This window comes from Sulfitobacter sp. EE-36 (assembly GCF_000152605.1).
Lineage (GTDB): Bacteria > Pseudomonadota > Alphaproteobacteria > Rhodobacterales > Rhodobacteraceae > Sulfitobacter > Sulfitobacter pontiacus.
The window spans coordinates 166,819-183,165 of the sequence record NZ_AALV01000004.1 but is presented as its reverse complement, the minus strand read 5'-3'; the positions used below and the strand labels follow the sequence as shown (position 1 = coordinate 183,165).

At 57.9% G+C, this 16,347-nt stretch carries 16 protein-coding genes and 2 pseudogenes; 8 read left to right on the top strand and 10 right to left on the bottom strand.

The window, feature by feature from the left end:
- Nucleotides 1-97: 97 nt before the first annotated feature.
- Genes gspG through gspD form a run of 5 tightly spaced genes read left to right on the top strand, consistent with a single transcriptional unit; the run spans nucleotide 98 to nucleotide 4,236 of the window.
- Nucleotides 98-583, top strand: coding sequence for a type II secretion system major pseudopilin GspG (gene gspG, locus EE36_RS00910; protein ID WP_005848557.1), 486 nt, complete (start codon nucleotides 98-100; stop codon nucleotides 581-583).
- Nucleotides 580-1,062 carry a prepilin-type N-terminal cleavage/methylation domain-containing protein gene (locus EE36_RS00905; RefSeq protein ID WP_005848556.1) on the top strand — a complete coding sequence of 161 codons (483 nt, stop codon included), beginning with the start codon at nucleotides 580-582 and terminating at the stop codon, nucleotides 1,060-1,062. The genes gspG and EE36_RS00905 overlap by 4 nt, the downstream gene beginning before the upstream one ends.
- Nucleotides 1,059-1,421, top strand: coding sequence for a type II secretion system minor pseudopilin GspI (gene gspI / locus EE36_RS00900; protein ID WP_005848554.1), 363 nt, complete (start codon nucleotides 1,059-1,061; stop codon nucleotides 1,419-1,421). Before EE36_RS00905 ends, gspI begins: the two co-directional genes overlap by 4 nt.
- Nucleotides 1,418-2,293, top strand: coding sequence for a type II secretion system protein N (locus tag EE36_RS00895; RefSeq protein WP_005848550.1), 876 nt, complete (start codon nucleotides 1,418-1,420; stop codon nucleotides 2,291-2,293). Before gspI ends, EE36_RS00895 begins: the two co-directional genes overlap by 4 nt.
- A gap of 47 nt (nucleotides 2,294-2,340) precedes the next feature.
- Nucleotides 2,341-4,236 carry a type II secretion system secretin GspD gene (gene gspD / locus EE36_RS00890; protein WP_005848548.1) on the top strand — a complete coding sequence of 632 codons (1,896 nt, stop codon included), beginning with the start codon at nucleotides 2,341-2,343 and terminating at the stop codon, nucleotides 4,234-4,236.
- A 33-nt stretch (nucleotides 4,237-4,269) separates the two neighbouring features.
- Here the strand turns inward: gspD and EE36_RS00885 are convergent, their stop codons facing one another.
- The 5 genes and pseudogenes from EE36_RS00885 to EE36_RS00870 form a co-directional block, all read right to left on the bottom strand.
- Nucleotides 4,270-5,172, bottom strand: coding sequence for a DUF4198 domain-containing protein (locus tag EE36_RS00885; protein WP_368072179.1), 903 nt, complete (start codon nucleotides 5,170-5,172; stop codon nucleotides 4,270-4,272).
- Nucleotides 5,123-5,756 (bottom strand): annotated as a pseudogene (locus EE36_RS00880) (transposase). The gene EE36_RS00885 and the pseudogene EE36_RS00880 overlap by 50 nt, the downstream one beginning before the upstream one ends.
- Before the next feature lie 63 nt (nucleotides 5,757-5,819).
- The gene (locus EE36_RS17675) at nucleotides 5,820-6,044 is read right to left on the bottom strand and encodes a hypothetical protein (RefSeq protein WP_254655528.1); all 225 of its coding nucleotides are present in this window, start codon (nucleotides 6,042-6,044) and stop codon (nucleotides 5,820-5,822) included.
- Between the two features lie 70 nt (nucleotides 6,045-6,114).
- Nucleotides 6,115-6,640: pseudogene (locus EE36_RS17670) on the bottom strand (TRAP transporter large permease subunit); the annotation flags it as partial.
- A 412-nt stretch (nucleotides 6,641-7,052) separates the two neighbouring features.
- Nucleotides 7,053-7,946 carry a LysR family transcriptional regulator gene (locus EE36_RS00870; protein ID WP_005848540.1) on the bottom strand — a complete coding sequence of 298 codons (894 nt, stop codon included), beginning with the start codon at nucleotides 7,944-7,946 and terminating at the stop codon, nucleotides 7,053-7,055.
- 103 nt (nucleotides 7,947-8,049) lie between these two features.
- On the opposite strand from EE36_RS00870, the gene EE36_RS00865 reads away from it, so the two are divergent.
- The 3 genes from EE36_RS00865 (at nucleotide 8,050) to EE36_RS00855 (ending at nucleotide 10,846) form a co-directional block, all read left to right on the top strand.
- A complete protein-coding gene (locus EE36_RS00865) occupies nucleotides 8,050-8,943 on the top strand; it encodes a pirin family protein (RefSeq protein ID WP_005848538.1) in 894 nt (297 codons plus the stop codon).
- Nucleotides 8,944-8,979: 36 nt separating this feature from the next.
- The gene (locus tag EE36_RS00860) at nucleotides 8,980-10,068 is read left to right on the top strand and encodes an NAD(P)/FAD-dependent oxidoreductase (protein ID WP_005848537.1); all 1,089 of its coding nucleotides are present in this window, start codon (nucleotides 8,980-8,982) and stop codon (nucleotides 10,066-10,068) included.
- 115 nt (nucleotides 10,069-10,183) lie between these two features.
- On the top strand, nucleotides 10,184-10,846 hold the full coding sequence (locus EE36_RS00855; protein WP_005848535.1) for a hypothetical protein: 663 nt from the start codon (nucleotides 10,184-10,186) through the stop codon (nucleotides 10,844-10,846).
- Between the two features lie 282 nt (nucleotides 10,847-11,128).
- Here EE36_RS00855 and EE36_RS00850 read toward each other — a convergent pair whose 3' ends face one another.
- The 5 genes from EE36_RS00850 to hmgA all read right to left on the bottom strand — a co-directional run bounded on the left by EE36_RS00850 (nucleotide 11,129) and on the right by hmgA (nucleotide 16,316).
- Nucleotides 11,129-11,572: a hypothetical protein gene (locus EE36_RS00850; protein ID WP_156785501.1), complete on the bottom strand. Its 444-nt coding sequence runs from the start codon at nucleotides 11,570-11,572 to the stop codon at nucleotides 11,129-11,131.
- 122 nt (nucleotides 11,573-11,694) lie between these two features.
- Nucleotides 11,695-12,768, bottom strand: coding sequence for a DUF3500 domain-containing protein (locus EE36_RS00845; protein ID WP_198005476.1), 1,074 nt, complete (start codon nucleotides 12,766-12,768; stop codon nucleotides 11,695-11,697).
- Nucleotides 12,769-13,064: 296 nt separating this feature from the next.
- On the bottom strand, nucleotides 13,065-14,315 hold the full coding sequence (fahA, locus tag EE36_RS00840) for a fumarylacetoacetase (protein WP_005848529.1): 1,251 nt from the start codon (nucleotides 14,313-14,315) through the stop codon (nucleotides 13,065-13,067).
- Nucleotides 14,316-14,325: 10 nt separating this feature from the next.
- On the bottom strand, nucleotides 14,326-14,961 hold the full coding sequence (gene maiA, locus EE36_RS00835) for a maleylacetoacetate isomerase (RefSeq protein WP_005848527.1): 636 nt from the start codon (nucleotides 14,959-14,961) through the stop codon (nucleotides 14,326-14,328).
- 5 nt (nucleotides 14,962-14,966) lie between these two features.
- Complete coding sequence (hmgA, locus tag EE36_RS00830; protein WP_005848524.1) at nucleotides 14,967-16,316, bottom strand: homogentisate 1,2-dioxygenase; 1,350 nt, start codon at nucleotides 16,314-16,316, stop codon at nucleotides 14,967-14,969.
- Between the last annotated feature and the right edge of the window lie 31 nt (nucleotides 16,317-16,347).

The following is a 16,347-nucleotide window of genomic DNA, read 5'->3' as shown; positions in this document are numbered from 1 at the left end:
CGTAATGCCTTGACTTATCACGAAAAATTACCTTTTCAATCGTCCCGTTGTTGCCATAGTATACGGAAAGCCACGTAACAGATAGGGAAACAGTTTCATGCGTCACTGGAAAAAGCTGGGGGGCCGCCCCGCGTCCCACCGCAGCCGCCGCGACGGTGAAGCGGGCGTAACTCTGATCGAGATGATGGTGGTGCTGGTCATTATCGCGCTGGTGGCGGCGATCATTGTGCCCAACGTTATCGGGCGCCCAGACGAAGCACGGGTGACCGTTGCGCAGTCCGACATCCGCGCAGTCGGCTCGGCGCTCGAACTTTACCGCTTGGACAACCGCACCTATCCCACGACCGCACAGGGATTGCAGGCCTTGGCCGTGCGTCCCACCGCGCCGCCCGAACCCCGCAACTGGGTCGCGGGTGGGTATTTGACGGCTGTGCCGGTCGATCCTTGGGGGAATGATTACATCTACGTCTATCCGGGTGCGAATGGCGGGTTCGATCTGATGTCGCTTGGGGCAGATGGGGCACCCGGCGGCGAAGGGGTCGCGGCAGATCTGGCACATGGGCGGCTGCAGGCCAGCAGGTGAAAACCACGGCCGCCCCTGACCGACACCAAGACGCGGGCGTGACGCTTGTTGAGGTGCTTGTGGTACTGGTGTTGGTCGGAATAATGGCCGGGATTGTCGGGCTTAACATCGGCAGCGGGTCACGTGGTGATATTGCCAAGCAAGAGGCCGACCTTCTTGTCGCCAGGCTAAATCGGGCAGCGGACGATGTGATCCTGACGGGGGTGCCAATGGGCTTCGTTTGGGGCGCGGAGGGCTATAGGTTCGATGTCTATAACGGGGAAATCTGGGTGCCGCATCCTTTACCGGTCCTGAAAGAACCCCATCTGCTGGCCGGTCGCACGCGGATCGTTGGAAGTGCTGGCGCGATCGTCGTTTCCACGGATTCACGCCCGACTGGGGACAGCCCCTTGTCGCTTGAATTGCGTGCGGGTGGCGGCGCGGCGGAGTATGTTCGGTTCGACGGCGTCAGCGCGGCGCATCTTCAGGAGGTAGAATGACAAGTCAGGACGATGCAGGGTTCACGTTGATCGAAGCGCTGGCGGCGATGGCCGTCCTTGCCTTGGGTGCCGTATCGCTGCTGTCGGCCACGCAGGGGCACAGTAAACGCATCGCCGATCTCTCGGATCGGGTCGCGGCACGGTGGGCCGCCGAATACCGCCTTTCAGAAGTCCGGGCAGGGGTGGCAATCGGCGCAGAGCCGCTTGAGGTATACGGCATTGAATTCGATCTCGACGTGACGCGCCGCCCGACCAGCGACCCCGATGTGCAGGCCGTCTCTGTCGGCAGCGCCGTTTCAGGGACGGATCGGGTCTTGTATATTCTGGATGGATATGTCGCGTCAGGAGACCCGTCATGACGCGCTTTGACCATGCGGCGAAATGGCTTCGATTGGGCGTGATCCTGACGGCCGTTTCCAGCGTGGCCGCGGCGGGTGCCGAAGCGACTTGGCGTGTGCTGGGCCACGATCGCGTTATCCCCCCTATTGCGAAGCTTCGCCCCCCCGCACAAGAGCCCGAGGCACTGCCCGACCTTGCGCCTGCGCTGGCTCTTGCACCGTTCGGCGCTGCGGAAGTCGCGGTGGCAGATGCTCAGACGGCCGCGATACCGCAGACCCTGATTTTGCTCGGGGTCATCGTACGCGATGATCCGACCCGCTCGCTGGCATTGCTGCGGTCGGACACGACTGAAGGCAACTATCGCATCGGCGATGAGGTCGTCCCCGGTACGACGCTCACCTCTATTTCACAAAACCACGTAACCGTGCTGACAAAAGACACCGAGAGCCGCCTTTATTTTGCCGGTGCGGATCTGGTCGCCGATGGTCCGCAAGTCCCGACAGGCGCGGAACGGCTGCTGGCGCTTATGACATCTGGGCAGGGCAGTTCCATCAGTGAACAGGTGGATGCCGCTGCACGCGCTCAGCCCGTGACAACACAGGATTACATCGACATGTGGCGCGACCGCATCATCGCCAACCCCGCTGAGGTTCTGGATACGATTGGCTTGGTGCCAGGGGAAAAAGGATATACCATCGCTGAAAAGCACGACGTAGGCGTAAACCGCGCCGGTCTGAGAGCAGGTGACATCGTGACAAGTGTAAATGGTGAAAGCGTCGGCAATGTCGATCAGGATCGGGAACTGTATGACGTGATTGCGGCGTCTGGCTTGGCCCGTATCGAAGTCGAAAGGAATGGCCGAACGATCGTTATGTCATTTCCGCTGCAGTGAACCTTGCGCTTCGCCATATAGCAGCCCTTGCCCTCGCAGTTTTACTGATGCTGCCCGCCCCTGTGCGCGCTCAGGAAACCTTTGTCATCAATCTGCGAGACGCAGACATCTCTTTGCTCGTTGAACAGATTTCCGAAATAACCGGCCGCACCTTGGTGCTTGATCCGGGGTTGGTGGGAGAGGTGACTGTCGTCTCTGCCGAGGCGCTGGACAAAGAAGGCGTCTGGTCGTTGTTCCAATCCATTCTGCGGGTACGCGGATTTGTTGCCGTTCAGGCCGGATCAATCTGGCAAGTGATCCCCGAGGCCGAAGCGCGCACTGCGAGCGGACCTAATCTTGGCGAAGAAGTCATCGCTGGCAGTCAAGACTTCGTAACCGAGATGTTGCGCCTGAACCGGCTGCCCTCTGCCGAAGCCGTGCGCGTCCTGCGCCCGCTTGTCGCGGAATCGGGATATATCGAAGCCGTCGAAGATCCTAATGGCGTGGTCATTACCGATACCCGCGCCAATGTGGACCGGATCATGGCCATCGCGCGCAGCTTTGACGGAGATGCCCTTGTCCGCTCTGAGGTGCTGCGCTTTCGCAGTGCCGATGCGGTCACCGTCGGCAGTGCGATCCTAGAGGTACTTGGTCAAGCGGGTACAGGCGCGCGCCTGTCCGTTGATGCAGGGTCCAATCTACTGCTTGTCCGTGGCACGCCTGAAGACATTGCAGAAATTCGCAGCCTTGCCATCGCCATGGACGTTGCGCCACGGAAAGACCCCCGCGAGGCCGTCGCTACCACAGTTTTCAACCTCCAGTATGGCGACGCACAGATCATTGCAGACATCATCAAAGGTACGGTGGGGGATGCCACTGACATCACCAACGCAGTTGCCGCCGATGTGGGCGCACAGTCAGCCGAAGCCACGTCGGACGGACAATTTGTGCCGCTAAACCGCGTCGTCGCCCCGGATGCTGTCAATATCACCGCCTCTGTCGAAACGAATTCTATCGTTGTTCGCGGCACTGCGGCGCAGGTCCAAGAAGTCGGGCAACTCGTTCATGCCCTTGATGTGCGTCGCCCGCAGGTGATGATCGAGGCAGCTATTGTCGAAGTGTCCGGCGAGGTCGCAGAGCGGCTTGGGGTCCAGCTGGGGCTTGGCCCGAATGTGCCGAACGGAGCAATCGCCGCCTCGAACTTCTCTAATGGGGGAGGGGTATCGCTGGGGTCCGTGCTTGCTGCTGTTGGTGTCCCCGCCGGGTCTGCCTTGTCTACGGGACTGACGCTTGGTGCCGGTGGCAATGACTTTGGTATTTTGGTGCAGGCCCTGTCGCAGTCTACGAGCGCGCGGCTTTTGTCGACGCCCTCGGTCACGACGCTGGACAATGAACCCGCGACCATCGTCGTCGGCCAGAACGTTCCCTTCCGGACGGGTAGCTTCGCCACCGATGGGAATACGGCGACCCCCTTTACCACGATTGAACGACGCGATGTCGGCATCACGATGAATGTCGTGCCCCGGATCACGGCCGGAGGTGTGGTGCAGCTGGTCATCGAACAGGAAATATCGAGCCTAACAAATGCCAATGTTGAAGGTGCCGCGGATCTTGTGACCAACCGGCGGGTGATTAATACAACCGTAATGGCCGACAACCGCGGAACAGTCGTGCTTGGTGGGCTGATAACCGACGACCGCATCAATGGCAGCAGCAAGGTGCCCGGTCTTGGCGATCTACCGGTGGTCGGAGAGCTTTTCAAATCGCGTAATGCCCGCAATACCCAGCGTACACTTTTTGTCTTTCTAAGACCCACGATCCTGCGCAGCCGTGAAGATATCACCGAAGCTTCTTCGCGCCGGTTCAACCGCCTGAAAGCAGCCGACGCCACACAGCAGCCTAGAACGATCCTTAAAAAACAAGAAGTACAGCAGTTGCCTTTGGAAATTCAGGGTTTGTATTGACCCAAGCCAGTGGCACTTGCCCCCAAGACGCTGCTACCGTTCAAAAGTCAGCGACGCCCAATAGCTCACCCAATCAAAGTCATTATGCTTTACCGGCAGCAATTTTACGCTGTTGATCATGATCTCTCCACGAATGTCATCCGAAAGCGTCAATATGCCATTCGCATCCGTCATCATATGCTGCGGTCCTGTCTCGGCTTCGGACCCAACAGGCCGCGCAAATACCTGAACCGGTTGATTGGCGTTTGCTTCGCCATTCAAGAGCAGCTGAAAGCGGACCGGCCCGTCCAAAGTAACATAAGGATTATCCAGCGCTACCCACTCGTAAATTGCGCCATATGCACGATCCTGCCCGCTATTGTCGCCCACCCCCACCAAGGTTTTCGCATAACGGAAATAGGCTTCTCTGATGGGCTGACCCGGCCGGGTGCTAAATACTTCGGCACCACGCCCTACGGTTTCAGCAAATTCACGAAAGTCGGCCAGCGTGTCATGCTTTAGGGTGCTTGCATTTGAAACAAGTACAATAGCGTGCAGCCCGTTTTCGCCCGACTGGAGGCTCAACGACGGGTTATCTTGTCCGGTAAACGCCAGCTCTGTTTCAACGTCACCTCTGGAAAACAGGGCCGAGCTGTATCCCTTCGGAATGAAAATATAATCCTGCCCGACAAACTCAGATCCGACCAATAAATCCGCCTCAATCGTTGCCTGTGACGGGAAAGTGTAGGCCCGAGGTTCAATCCAAAATTCATGCGCCAAGGCAGAATGGGTGGCCAGAAGCCATATGGTCAAAGATTTCGTGTATAGAGACATGATCATACCCGTTTGCTGTTTCGGCAGTGCCAAGTTGTTGGCCGCGTGTCGTAGTGTGTTGCTGGTCTGTAAATCACGCCACCACTTCGATGGTGTATTCTGCCCAAAGGCTGAACGCGTCATCTCGGGCATGGCGATATGAGTTTGCGGCGCGTTGAAATCGGCGGGACGGAAAATCAGGTTGGTCTGATCGTGAGCGGATAGCAACCTCTGAGTCTGCCGATGTGACTTAAACCGGCCGAATATCTTCTCTCGCTTGCGGGTCGGCCTGTGTGATCCGTCGATGGTGTTGTCCAATCCCTCGTGGGCGCGGTGGTCAGCCTCCGGTGCCAATGTTTTGATCGGCTTGACACAGCTGCACAGCTTGTCGGTGATCATGGCCCTCGGCTCGCCGAACTGATTGATCAACATTTGGAGAAACCGCTTGGCTGCTTTCGTGTTTCGTCGTGTTTGCACGAGAATGTCGAGGACGAACGCGCCGGCCGCAATATGCGCAATTTGGACCAAAGCGAGTGACCTACAACCGGACTGCTTCCCGGCTTACAATCACACCGCGCCGGCCACCAGGTGTCTTCAACGTCGGCCGTGCTCATTGCGACGCGATGGTAAGACCAAACAGCCTATGCGATGATTGCGCGAGGGAACTGGAAGCCCCTCAGGCGCAGGACGCTGGTTGGGGTTTCACGACGTTGAAATAGCCGGATCATGCTAGCTGAACAACTTGGCAATGCCTGTATCTGTCAAAGCCAGCAGCAACTACACTAAATTGGTCAAAACCAGAGGCCTGAGAATACAACCGTCAGCCCGGCCGCACAGAGCGCGATCGTCGGTATGGGTCGGCGCGCTCCGATCAGACCGGACGAGAGTAACGTCAGACCCAAGGCCACGCGCGCCGCCGCCAAGAAAGCGGCCAGTGGAGCGTCCGAGAGCCGCAGCATGTCGGGGTTGGCGACCATGCCCAACGGAATGATATAAAGCCCAATGCCAAGTGCCATTGCTGTCAGCGCGACCTTCAACCAGTTCTCGCCTGGCATAGGTGTTGATGCCCATCCAGACCGCGACGAAATACAGCAGCGCTGGCAGGGCTGCGGCGGCCATAATGCCGGTGTAGGGAACGCCGGTAAGCTCGACCATGATAAAGGCACCGGCACCTATCAGGGGTGGCATGATCTGCCCGCCGGAGGAGGCTACGGCCTCGACCGCGGCGGCAAGGCGCGGGATAGCCAAGCTTCGTCATCGCGGGCAGGGTGATGGCGCCGGTGGAGGCGACATTCGCCGAGGCAGAGCCTGAGATGGAGCCGAACAGGGCGGACGACAACACCGAAACCTTGGCGGCACCGCCCTTCAGCCGACCCGCTGCTGCTGCCGCAACGTTCATGAAACCCTGACCCGCTTCACCAAGGTTCAGGACCGCGCCAAAGATTACAAAGATCGCCACGACCGACACCGAAGCCCCGGTCAGCGTGCCCCAGATGCCGCCCTCGGCAATGGTCAGCGTCCCGAAAAAACTTTCAACCGGCGTGCCGGAATGTCCGAACTCACCCGGAATATACTGTCCAAACAACCCGTAGAGCAGCGCAAGTCCCGCCACCAGCGGCAGCGGCCAGCCGACCCCGCGCCGGGCCGTTTCGAGCACCACCAAGAGCAGCGTCACCGCGACCGCGCGCTGAAAGTCGCTTTCAATGAAGCCATATTGGTCCCCGAGCACATCGCTGTTGAATGCTACCCAAAGTGCGGCGGCAACGCCGAGCGCCGCAAGGATACTGCCCGTGATCCGCCGCAGGGTCGTGTCCGCATCAAAGACCAGGGCAAAGGGCAGGGCGGCATAGCTATGGCGGGCATTTCGGACGCTGTCGCCGAAGCTGCGATCAGACTGGCAGGGATTTCAATGATACCCTTGTCAGTATCACGGGGATAACCGGAGCATTACTTTCATAAAAGGTTGGCCGCAGAAATGCGTTGGAAAATCGGCCATCAAAGCCGGCTTTTACGATACGCATGTCTTACATCGCATGGGCTTCAAATTCTTTCCACAGCAATGCCGCTACCGCGCGGACGATTGGCTTGGACTGGCGAAACGCATAGATGGTGACGTCGAACGCAAGATGCGTGTGTGGCAAGTCTATCTCGCACAGCCGCCCTTGTTTCAACTCTTCCGCAATCATGTGCTCTGGCAGGCGGCCCCAACCGAGGCCTGCGATCAAAAGGTGCTTTTTTGTCTGAAGGTCGCTGACGTACCAGCGGCGTTGGCCTTTCTGGACGCCGATTTCGCGGTCGAACAGTCCTCCGGCTTGCCCGCTGTCGCTTGCGATGACCTGATGGAAGCGCCGCAAGTCCGCGAGGCGCTTGGGATTGTCCATCTCAGCCCAAAGGGAGGGTGACGTAACATTGCGCAACGTAGATGTACCGAGGGGTATATAGTCGAAACCCTCTTCCTCGAGCATGACCGAGGACATTGGCGAAATCGCGATTGCCGCGGTTCCTGTTTTTACGGCCTCGATAGCACCGGACAGTACCTCGGGGCGCAAGACCACGCGGGTCTCGGGAAAACCTGTTTGCAGTTTGCATAAGACGGGGGTCAGCGCGTTGAGGTTAGTGGTGGCATCCACCGCGATCGTGATCGTCTCTTCCTGCCCTTTTTCGAAATGATGGATCAGTTGACCCAGATCCTCTGCCTCCGTCAAAACGCGCAAGGATTGAAGATAGACCCGTTTGCCGACGGGTGTGAGTTCAAGCCGATACCCCGACCGGTCAAATAATTCGGTCCCAGTCTGGAATTCCAGAGCCTTCAATGCCTGGCTGATCGCCGGCTGTGTCCGGTTGAGGCGCTCGGCAGCCGTTTTGACCGAGCCCGTTTCAACAACAGCGCGCAAAACATTCAGTTGATCGAGTTTCATGAGGCACCGAAAGTTAAGGAGAGATTATATAGATGCGAAATAAGTATAAATATCAATCAAGTTCCGTTTCGCTTATCATTGGATCAACAACCGGAGCAACTCAATGAAACAAGTTTCTTTTCAAGAGCCAGCGCAGCCCGATCAGGTCGGTACATTTACCATCGGACGTGCCCTTCCGAACCGGGCTGTGAATGCGGTCGGCCCTTTCCTGCTTCTCGATCATCTTCCCAAGCGCGAAATTTCTGCCGGTGAGTTACCCGAGCCGGACGGCAGCTTTGCCCATCCCCATGCGGGTATCGTGACCTTCACCTATGTCATGGAAGGTGCCATGACCCATTTTGACAGCCTGGGAAACAACAGCTCTGTCACGGCGGGAGGCGTGCAATGGATGAAGGCGGGCAATGGCATTGTCCACGACGAAATGCTCGCGGCACCCCTGCGCCGGGATGGCGGGGTGCTGCATTCCTTTCAATTCTGGATCAACCTGCCCGCGTCGAACAAGATCGAGCCTGCGCAATACATGTCCGTCTCATCACCGGACCTGCCCGTGGCAATGCTCGCGGGTGGGCGTGGGGAGGTCAAAGTTCTGCTTGGCCAGTATGATGGACAATCCTCGCCCATCCCCACCTATGCGGGCGAATTCATCTGGCACGTCAGGATCGAGCCGCTTGCGACGGTTGATATCGCCTTGCACGCCGGTCTGCCAGTCGCGGGATTCCTGCCGACGCATGGGGCCGTGGTCGGTGATGCCAAGATCGACGCTCATACCATCATCGGATTGGACGCCCCGGATGGGACGTTGGAGATTACCAACCCGGCTGTTGAACCGCTTGATCTGCTGCTGTTTGGCGGTGAGGCGATCACCGACCCCATCGCCATGCGCGGCCCGTTTGTCATGAATAGCGACGATGAGCTGGCCCAAGCGTTCCGCGCGTATCGCGCCGGGAAATTCGGACAGATCACCTATCCCGCCGATCACGCTGCCTACAAATCATAGAATAACGCCGTTAGGCGACTAAGAAGGTTAGAAATCATGTCACAGAAAATTGCCATTGTCGGCGGCGGTTACATAGGCGCCGAACTCGCGAAGTCTCTCGACGACACCGCGGAAGTCATATTGATCGAGCCGCGCAGTCACTTCGTTCACGCGCCGGCCATGATCCGCGCGGTTGTCGACCCTTCGCTGCTAGATCGCGCTCTCATTCCCTATGATCGGCTGCTCGCGAACGGCAGGGTCATCGCGTCCAAGGCGACGGCTATCGACGCGGAAGGTGTCACGTTGGAGGACGGCACGCGGGTAGAGGCGGATCAAATCGTTGTTGCCACCGGGTCCAGCAATGCGATGCCCTTCAAGCCTCAAGGTGCTGATATTGCGGGCCTTAGGGGCGACAACCAGCGCATTCACCAGCAACTCAAAGCGGCGCAGAACATTGGCATTGTCGGGGCTGGTGCCGTTGGCACCGAGCTTGCGGGCGAAATCGCCTATGCCATGCCGGACAAGAAGGTGACGTTGATCTCAAGCGACGAGGCATTATTCCCGACGATGCCGTCAAAACTGGGCGCTTCATTGGCTACGAAACTGCGCAAGGCTGGTGTCACGCTCATTCTCGGTCAGCGGGCGGAGAACCTGAAAAGCTTGACCGAGCCCTACGTGGGCACCCTGCAACTCGCCGATGGGTCACAGCACGACTTCGATCTGATCTTTCCGGTTATCGGATCGCGCGCGAATTCCGAGCTGCTTGAAACGCTTGCCGGTGTCCAGAAAACGACGGCCAACCGGATCAAGGTCGACCCATGGATGCGCCCATCCTCGTTGCCGAACGTGTTTGCGGCGGGCGATGTTGCGGATGTCGGCGACGCCATGACAATCGTGGCCACAAGCCGCCAACTGCCTTGGCTCAAAGCGACGCTATCCGGATTGGCAGCGGGCAAGGCGATCGAAGACATGAAGCCCTATAAGCCATGGGGCAGCAAGGCGCCGATCCTCGTTCCGCTTGGTCCCAAACAGGGGAATTCCTTCCTTGTTTTCTTCACCGCAGGAGACTTCCTGACCCGCAAGATGAAGGGGGCGGACCTGTTTCTCAAGAAATACGCAAAGTTGCTGAACCGGCCTGAAAGCTGATCGGCCTACCACCTCTTTCAGAAGGAGATACTATGGAAATCTCCCGAAGATCACTTTTGTCGTCGACCTTGAACTTGTCGCGACCGTTGAATCCTGGCGTGCCGGATCCGGTGCGGTGTATTTCGACGAGGCGCTGGCGGTGTTTAACGCGCATGTCCTGCCCGCACCACGCGCAGTTGTGAAGGGCACCATTCAGGTCGCGGGCGAAACCATCGCTATCGAGGATGGTCACGGCTATCACGACCACAATTGGGGCAATGCCGGTATCGAAGGTGTTCTCAAGGCGTGGCACTGGGGCCGTGCGGAATGCGGCGATTTCACGCTGGACTTCTCCTATATCCTTCACAACGCGGATTACGGCAACAAGGTCGTCTGTAAGTTCATGTTGGCAAAAGACAGTGAAATCCTGCTCAGCACGGGTGAATTCGAGGACAGCTTCGTTGGTGAAATCCATGTCGGCCCGCAGTCCGGCAACGGATGGCCTGACGGCTTCCTGATCGAAGCGCCCTACAATGGCAACATGATCCGTATCGAGATTTCAGGCAATCACCTGTTGAGCGACGCGGTCAATTCTGAGCAGAAACCGGATGACGAAACTGCACGGCCAGGCTATATTCGTCTTGGTGGCGACATAAGGGTGACGGTGCCGCTAGCGGGCGGAACCGAGGTCGCAACCGGCAACATCATCCACGAAATGTCCTTTTCGGAAAGTATACCTAAAGCGGAAGCAAACTGGTTTTTTAGGTCAAAGCGCCCCCTTGTGAGCATTCGCCGCTAGGGGGCGGCACCCAATGACTGGATATTAACTCTCCAAGTATAAACATTTTGGCGCGATCTGTGGAACGGCTGGTTTAGCGATACTACATGGCAGCACTGCGCTAGCAGCAGCTTTGGGCCGTTCAACAAATCCGACACGAAGGCGCATTCCAGACGTTCACTGCGTATTTAGCCGAAGTCCGCTGTGCGTAAAGAACTGACCTCTCAGAACGTTGCTGGTGTGGGATACATTTACATTAGCGGGCCAGATTGGGCATTTGTGAACGGCGCAAAGAAGGCTAGATCACTCGAGCCCAGTTGCGCGCAGGTCCAGGGGAATACCTTTCTCCGCATCGAAAAAACCGAACTCCGCAATTTGGCGCGCTTCTCTATTCTGCATGAGAAATCGCACTGTCGCACGGTGATTTCGTACTTCGTGCATCACGGCGTCGTACTTCAGTACGAGAGAATTTGGTTCAATTTCAGTACTTGCCGCGCGCCACTGAGTAACGATTTGTAGAAAATGCCCGACATGTTCGTGATAGGCAGTCTGAATACGGGCGTCGTAAAGCGTCAGTGGCAGTGAGGCACCGCCCGCAGTCAATGAGAGATGGCGATGGAGATAACTGACCAGGCGGTCCTCCATTCTATGCGACAGCGGTTCGTCAGCCTTCATCCCTTCAAGCACCGCAAGCTCGGGTTCGGCGATGATCGCATCTTCTAACGGGAACTGGATTGTGAGTCTCAACTCTGACTCGTCCTGTCGTATTAGAAGTGCACTACCGGGCAAAGCATGGGCCAGTACGCTCCCCACGCCTCCAAAAAACAATGCATACGCAAGCAAGCTGGTGCGAATAAAACAACGCCATATCATTTTTTCTGGCCGCCATAATCGTCATTCAGATCACGCCAAACCGAATGCGGATGGTTACCGACTTTGCCCGTAGACTTGTTTGACTGCAATGAAAACTCGATCCAGAGGGAAGGGCCGTGAACTCGGACATAGTCGTTTTCGGCGCTTAGTTGCGGCGTTCCGGAATGCCCAAGGTAGGTGTCCGGCAGCTCGGTCGTGTATTTCTGCATGTAGGCTGCGGATTCGACTTCGGTCAAATCCCCGACGTAGGTTTCGATTGCCGCAACAAGCAATGCAATAATATTCTCGTCCAACGCAGCGACGGATAGGCCCTCGAAACTGTCTGGTATAGCGTTGTCAGCCTGAGGCCCGGCGAGGATATCGCGATAGGTCCCTTCAAGTTTTGCGGCCATGCGTTGCTCTTCCGAGAGGGCGCTGAGCAAGGTGGCAAAAGCGTCGCGCTCCTGCGTAAGGGGCTGGTTCACCCGACCGTTCATCTCGAAATAAGGGAAGGGCTCGACGCCTCGGAAAGAGGGCGTGGCCCCTGCCAATTTCCCGTCGGTGTAGGTGTTGGCAAAGGCCATATGATGACCGCCGTAATAAAGCTCCCATGTGCCATATGGTCCGGGTGTACCCAAAAAGGCAAACTTTGTGTTGTAAGAGGAATAGCCAGCCTTGTAGTCGGCGCTGACGGTATTGATATAGTCATCGGCGTTCAAAGTTTGGATCATTTCGTCGAAACCTTCGTCGACATCGTGGCTTGTGGCCTCCATCATGATCGCCTTGACCAGGCCACGCTGCTTGATGCTCAGTTCGCCCAGCAGAACACCGGGGCGTTTGGGAAAGGCCCCGGCGGGAAGATTGCTCCAATGCTCGGCCTGTGAGCGTGAATACTCTACCTGAAGGGTTTCCAAAATGTCGTGGGGGAGGTCTTCCTTCAGCAGGTCGATCAGGCAAAGCATACGGTCATAGCCGGGCGTACCACCGCAGCTGGAAGCGTTGTCAGGGACGGGAACGGTTTCCATTAGGGTACTCGTGTCACCCATGCGCAATTGAAGAGCTTCGCTAAGCACCTGATCCTCTTCAGACATCGGAGGCGGACCGTCGTGGGGTTCTTGCGCGAAGGCCCATGCGGTCGAGAGCGCGGCTAACGCAGCTGCACAGACAAGACTAGTATGACGAGGCATTAGGAAACCTTTTCCGAAGAAGCATAGTCAAATTTTAGTCGCACATCAATCTCTTGGGAAACCGCCCCTCTGTTTCCAAATTTATCAAGCAAAGCGTTTACATATCTGGGGGTTATTCGGTTCACTTAGAGGGACGGGAACGGTCGACGACGGCGCTGCTATAACGCCGCCGACGTTTCTCTTCTGGCGGGATGGTCCGTTCAGTCGATCGCGGGGGCGGGTCGCAGGGTGCCTGCACAGTCGCCAAAACCAATTTGATAACCATCACCCTTTGCCGCGCCGCGCAGGGTGAGCGTGTCGCCGTCCTCAAGGAAGGTGCGCGTCTCGCCGGTATCGAGCGTGAGAGGTTCCTTACCGCCCCAGCTGAGTTCCAAGAGGCTGCCCCGGTTTTCCTTTTCTGGGCCGGAAATAGTGCCGGAGCCGAGCAGATCGCCCACGCGCATCGGGCAGCCGCTGGTGGTATGGTGGGTGAGTTGCTGCGCTGCCGAGTAATACATCACGTTGTAATTGGTGCGCGACAGGATTGTTTCAGACTTGCCTTCGGGGGCGAGGGCAACCTCCAAGTCAATATCATAGAGCATCGGACCGGGTTCTTGCAGATAGGGCAGAAGCTCCTTTTCGCGCGGCGGGGTGGAGGCGCGGAAGGGCTCCAGCGCGTCTTTAGTCACGATCCAAGGGCTGATGGTGGTCGCTGTCGCCTTGGCCTGAAATGGCCCGAGCGGCTGGTATTCCCATGCCTGAATGTCGCGCGCGGACCAATCGTTGAGCAGGACATAGCCGAAGATCATGTCATCCGCCTGTTGTACGCTCACACGACCCTTTGACGGTTTGCCGACGATGGCGCCCATCTCAAGCTCCAGATCAAATCGTTTGGACGGGGCGAATACCGGCATCTCCGCATCCGGCGCCTTCAACTGCCCATTGGGGCGGGTCACATCGGTGCCGCTGACCACAACAGAGGAGGCGCGGCCATTATAACCGATGGGGATATGCAGCCAGTTCGGCGGTAACGCATTGGCCGGATCGCGGAACAGGGAGCCCACGTTGAACGCGTGGTGGCGACCCGCATAGAAGTCGGTGAATTCAGTGACAGTGAAGGGCATTTCCAACGTCACATTTGCCATCGGCACCAAATGCGCTTGCAAGGTGGTTTGCTCAGCGCTTCCTTCTGCCAAAGCGGAAGTCAGATAGGCGCGAAAGCTGCGCCAGACGTCAGCGCCGAGCGCCATGAAATCATTCCAGGTGCCACGGGCAAAGACTGCCTTGGCAGGCAGATCGAGCAGGCCAGCCTCTTCCATCGCAGTCACGTCAAGGATCTGATCGCCGATGGCAACGCCCGCGTGCAGGTCACGCCCGGCGACATGGAACGCGCCGTAGGGCAGGTTGTTCAGGGGAAAGTCGGTCTTGGCCGTATTGGCACTGTCGACCCATGAGCGCATGAGTTGTGTCATATCGTGTCCTTCATTTGGCATCTGGCTGATTTTCGGGGCGTGCGGCGTCAAAGGCCGGGAGGCGCAGGGCCTGCTGTTCGATGTCGAGCAGCCGCGCGAAGGGGGTCATATCGACCCCCCACCGGTGGGCGTTGTAGAGTTGCGGGATAAGGCAAAGGTCGCAGAGCAGGGGGGTATCCGCAAAGCTGAAACTTGGGCCGTCCGGCAGCAGCGCCTGATAGGCATGCAGCCCTTCGGTCATCCAATGGCGCATCCAGGCTGTCCCCTCATCGGCGGTCAACCCATGCTGGGTTTTCAGGTGGCTGACGACTTTGAGGTTGTTAATCGGATGAATGTCCGTCGCGATCACCTGTGCGGCGGCCAGTACCTGAGCCCGCTCGAACGCTGTTTCAGGCAGAAGGGCAGGTTCCGGCGCGATATCGTCCAGATAGGACATGATCGCCAGCGATTGGGTTAGCGCCCTGCCGTCCTCCAGAAGCAAGGTCGGCACCCCCTTGATCGGGTTCTTGGCGACATAGTCCGGGGCGCGTTGGTCTCCGGCCACGAGATCGACCGGAACCACCCGATAGGGCAGCCCTTTAAGGTTCAGCGCCACCCGCACACGGTAGGCCGTGGTCGAGCGCCAGTAGGAATAAAGCGTCAACATCGCGGTTATTTCTTACCCGGCGTGCCGTCGAACTTCTTTTCCATATCCGCCCAGCAATCGATGTAGTTATCCTGAAGCGGGGCCTCTTTCCCGGCAAACTGGGTCAGCTGCTGCGGAAAGCGGGTTTCGAACATGAAGGACATGGTATTGTCCAACTTCTCTGGCCCGAGGTTGGCGTTCGAGGCTTTCTCGAAGGCGTTCCGGTCCGGCCCATGCGGCAGCATCATGTTATGCAGGCTCACCCCGCCGGGCACAAAGCCCTGTGGTTTCGCATCGTATTCGCCGTAAATATTGCCCATCAGTTCGGACATGATGTTCTTGTGATACCACGGCGGGCGGAAGGTGTTTTCGGCCACCATCCAGCGCTCGCGGAATAGCACGAAATCAATGTTTGCCGTGCCCTCTTGGCCCGAGGGCGCAGTCAGCACCGTAAAAATCGAGGGATCTGGATGGTCGAAGAGGATCGCACCGACCGGGCAGTAGGTGCGCAGGTCGTACTTGTAGGGGGCGTAATTGCCATGCCATGCGACCACATCGAGCGGGCTTTGACCGATCTTTGTTTCATGGAACTGCCCGCACCATTTCACGGTGACAGTGGACGGCACTTCGCGGTCCTCATAGGCCGCCACCGGCGCTTTGAAATCACGCGGGTTGGCCATGCAATTTGCGCCGATTGGACCACGGCCGGGAAGTTCAAACTTCTGACCATAGTTTTCGCAAACAAACCCACGCGCGGGACCGTCGAGCAGTTCGACACGGTAGACAAGTCCGCGCGGCAGTATGGCGATCTCCTTGGGCTCGACATCAATGATTCCCAGCTCGGTCGCAAACCGCAGGCGACCCTCCTGCGGGACGACGAGCATCTCGCTGTCGGCGGAGAAGAAATAGGCGTCCTGCATGGATTCGGTCACCAGATAGACGTGGGTGGCCATCCCGACTTGGGTATGCACATCACCTGCCGTGGTCATGGTCCGCATGCCGGTCAGCCAAGTCAAAGGCGCGTCCGTATGCGGGACCGGATCCCAACGGTACTGGCCAAGGCTGGTCACCTCGGGGTGGATATCGGGTGCAGAGCGGAAATAGGGCAGGTCGATCTTTTCGTAGCGGTGGCTGTGTTTGACCGACGGCCGAATGCGATAGCACCACGTGCGCTCTGGCCGCACATCGGTGAATGCGGTGCCGGATAGCTGTTCGCCGTAAAGACCGTAGTTGCATTTCTGCGGGCTGTTCATGCCTTGAGGTAGAGCACCGGGGAGCGCTTCGGTTTCAAAATCATTGCCGAAACCGGGCATATAACCCGGGGTAATCGTCCCTCCATCGGCCTGGATCAGAGAGCTTTTGCCAGTGTCAGTCATAGTTTTTCCCTTCCCTCGATGCTGTGACTTT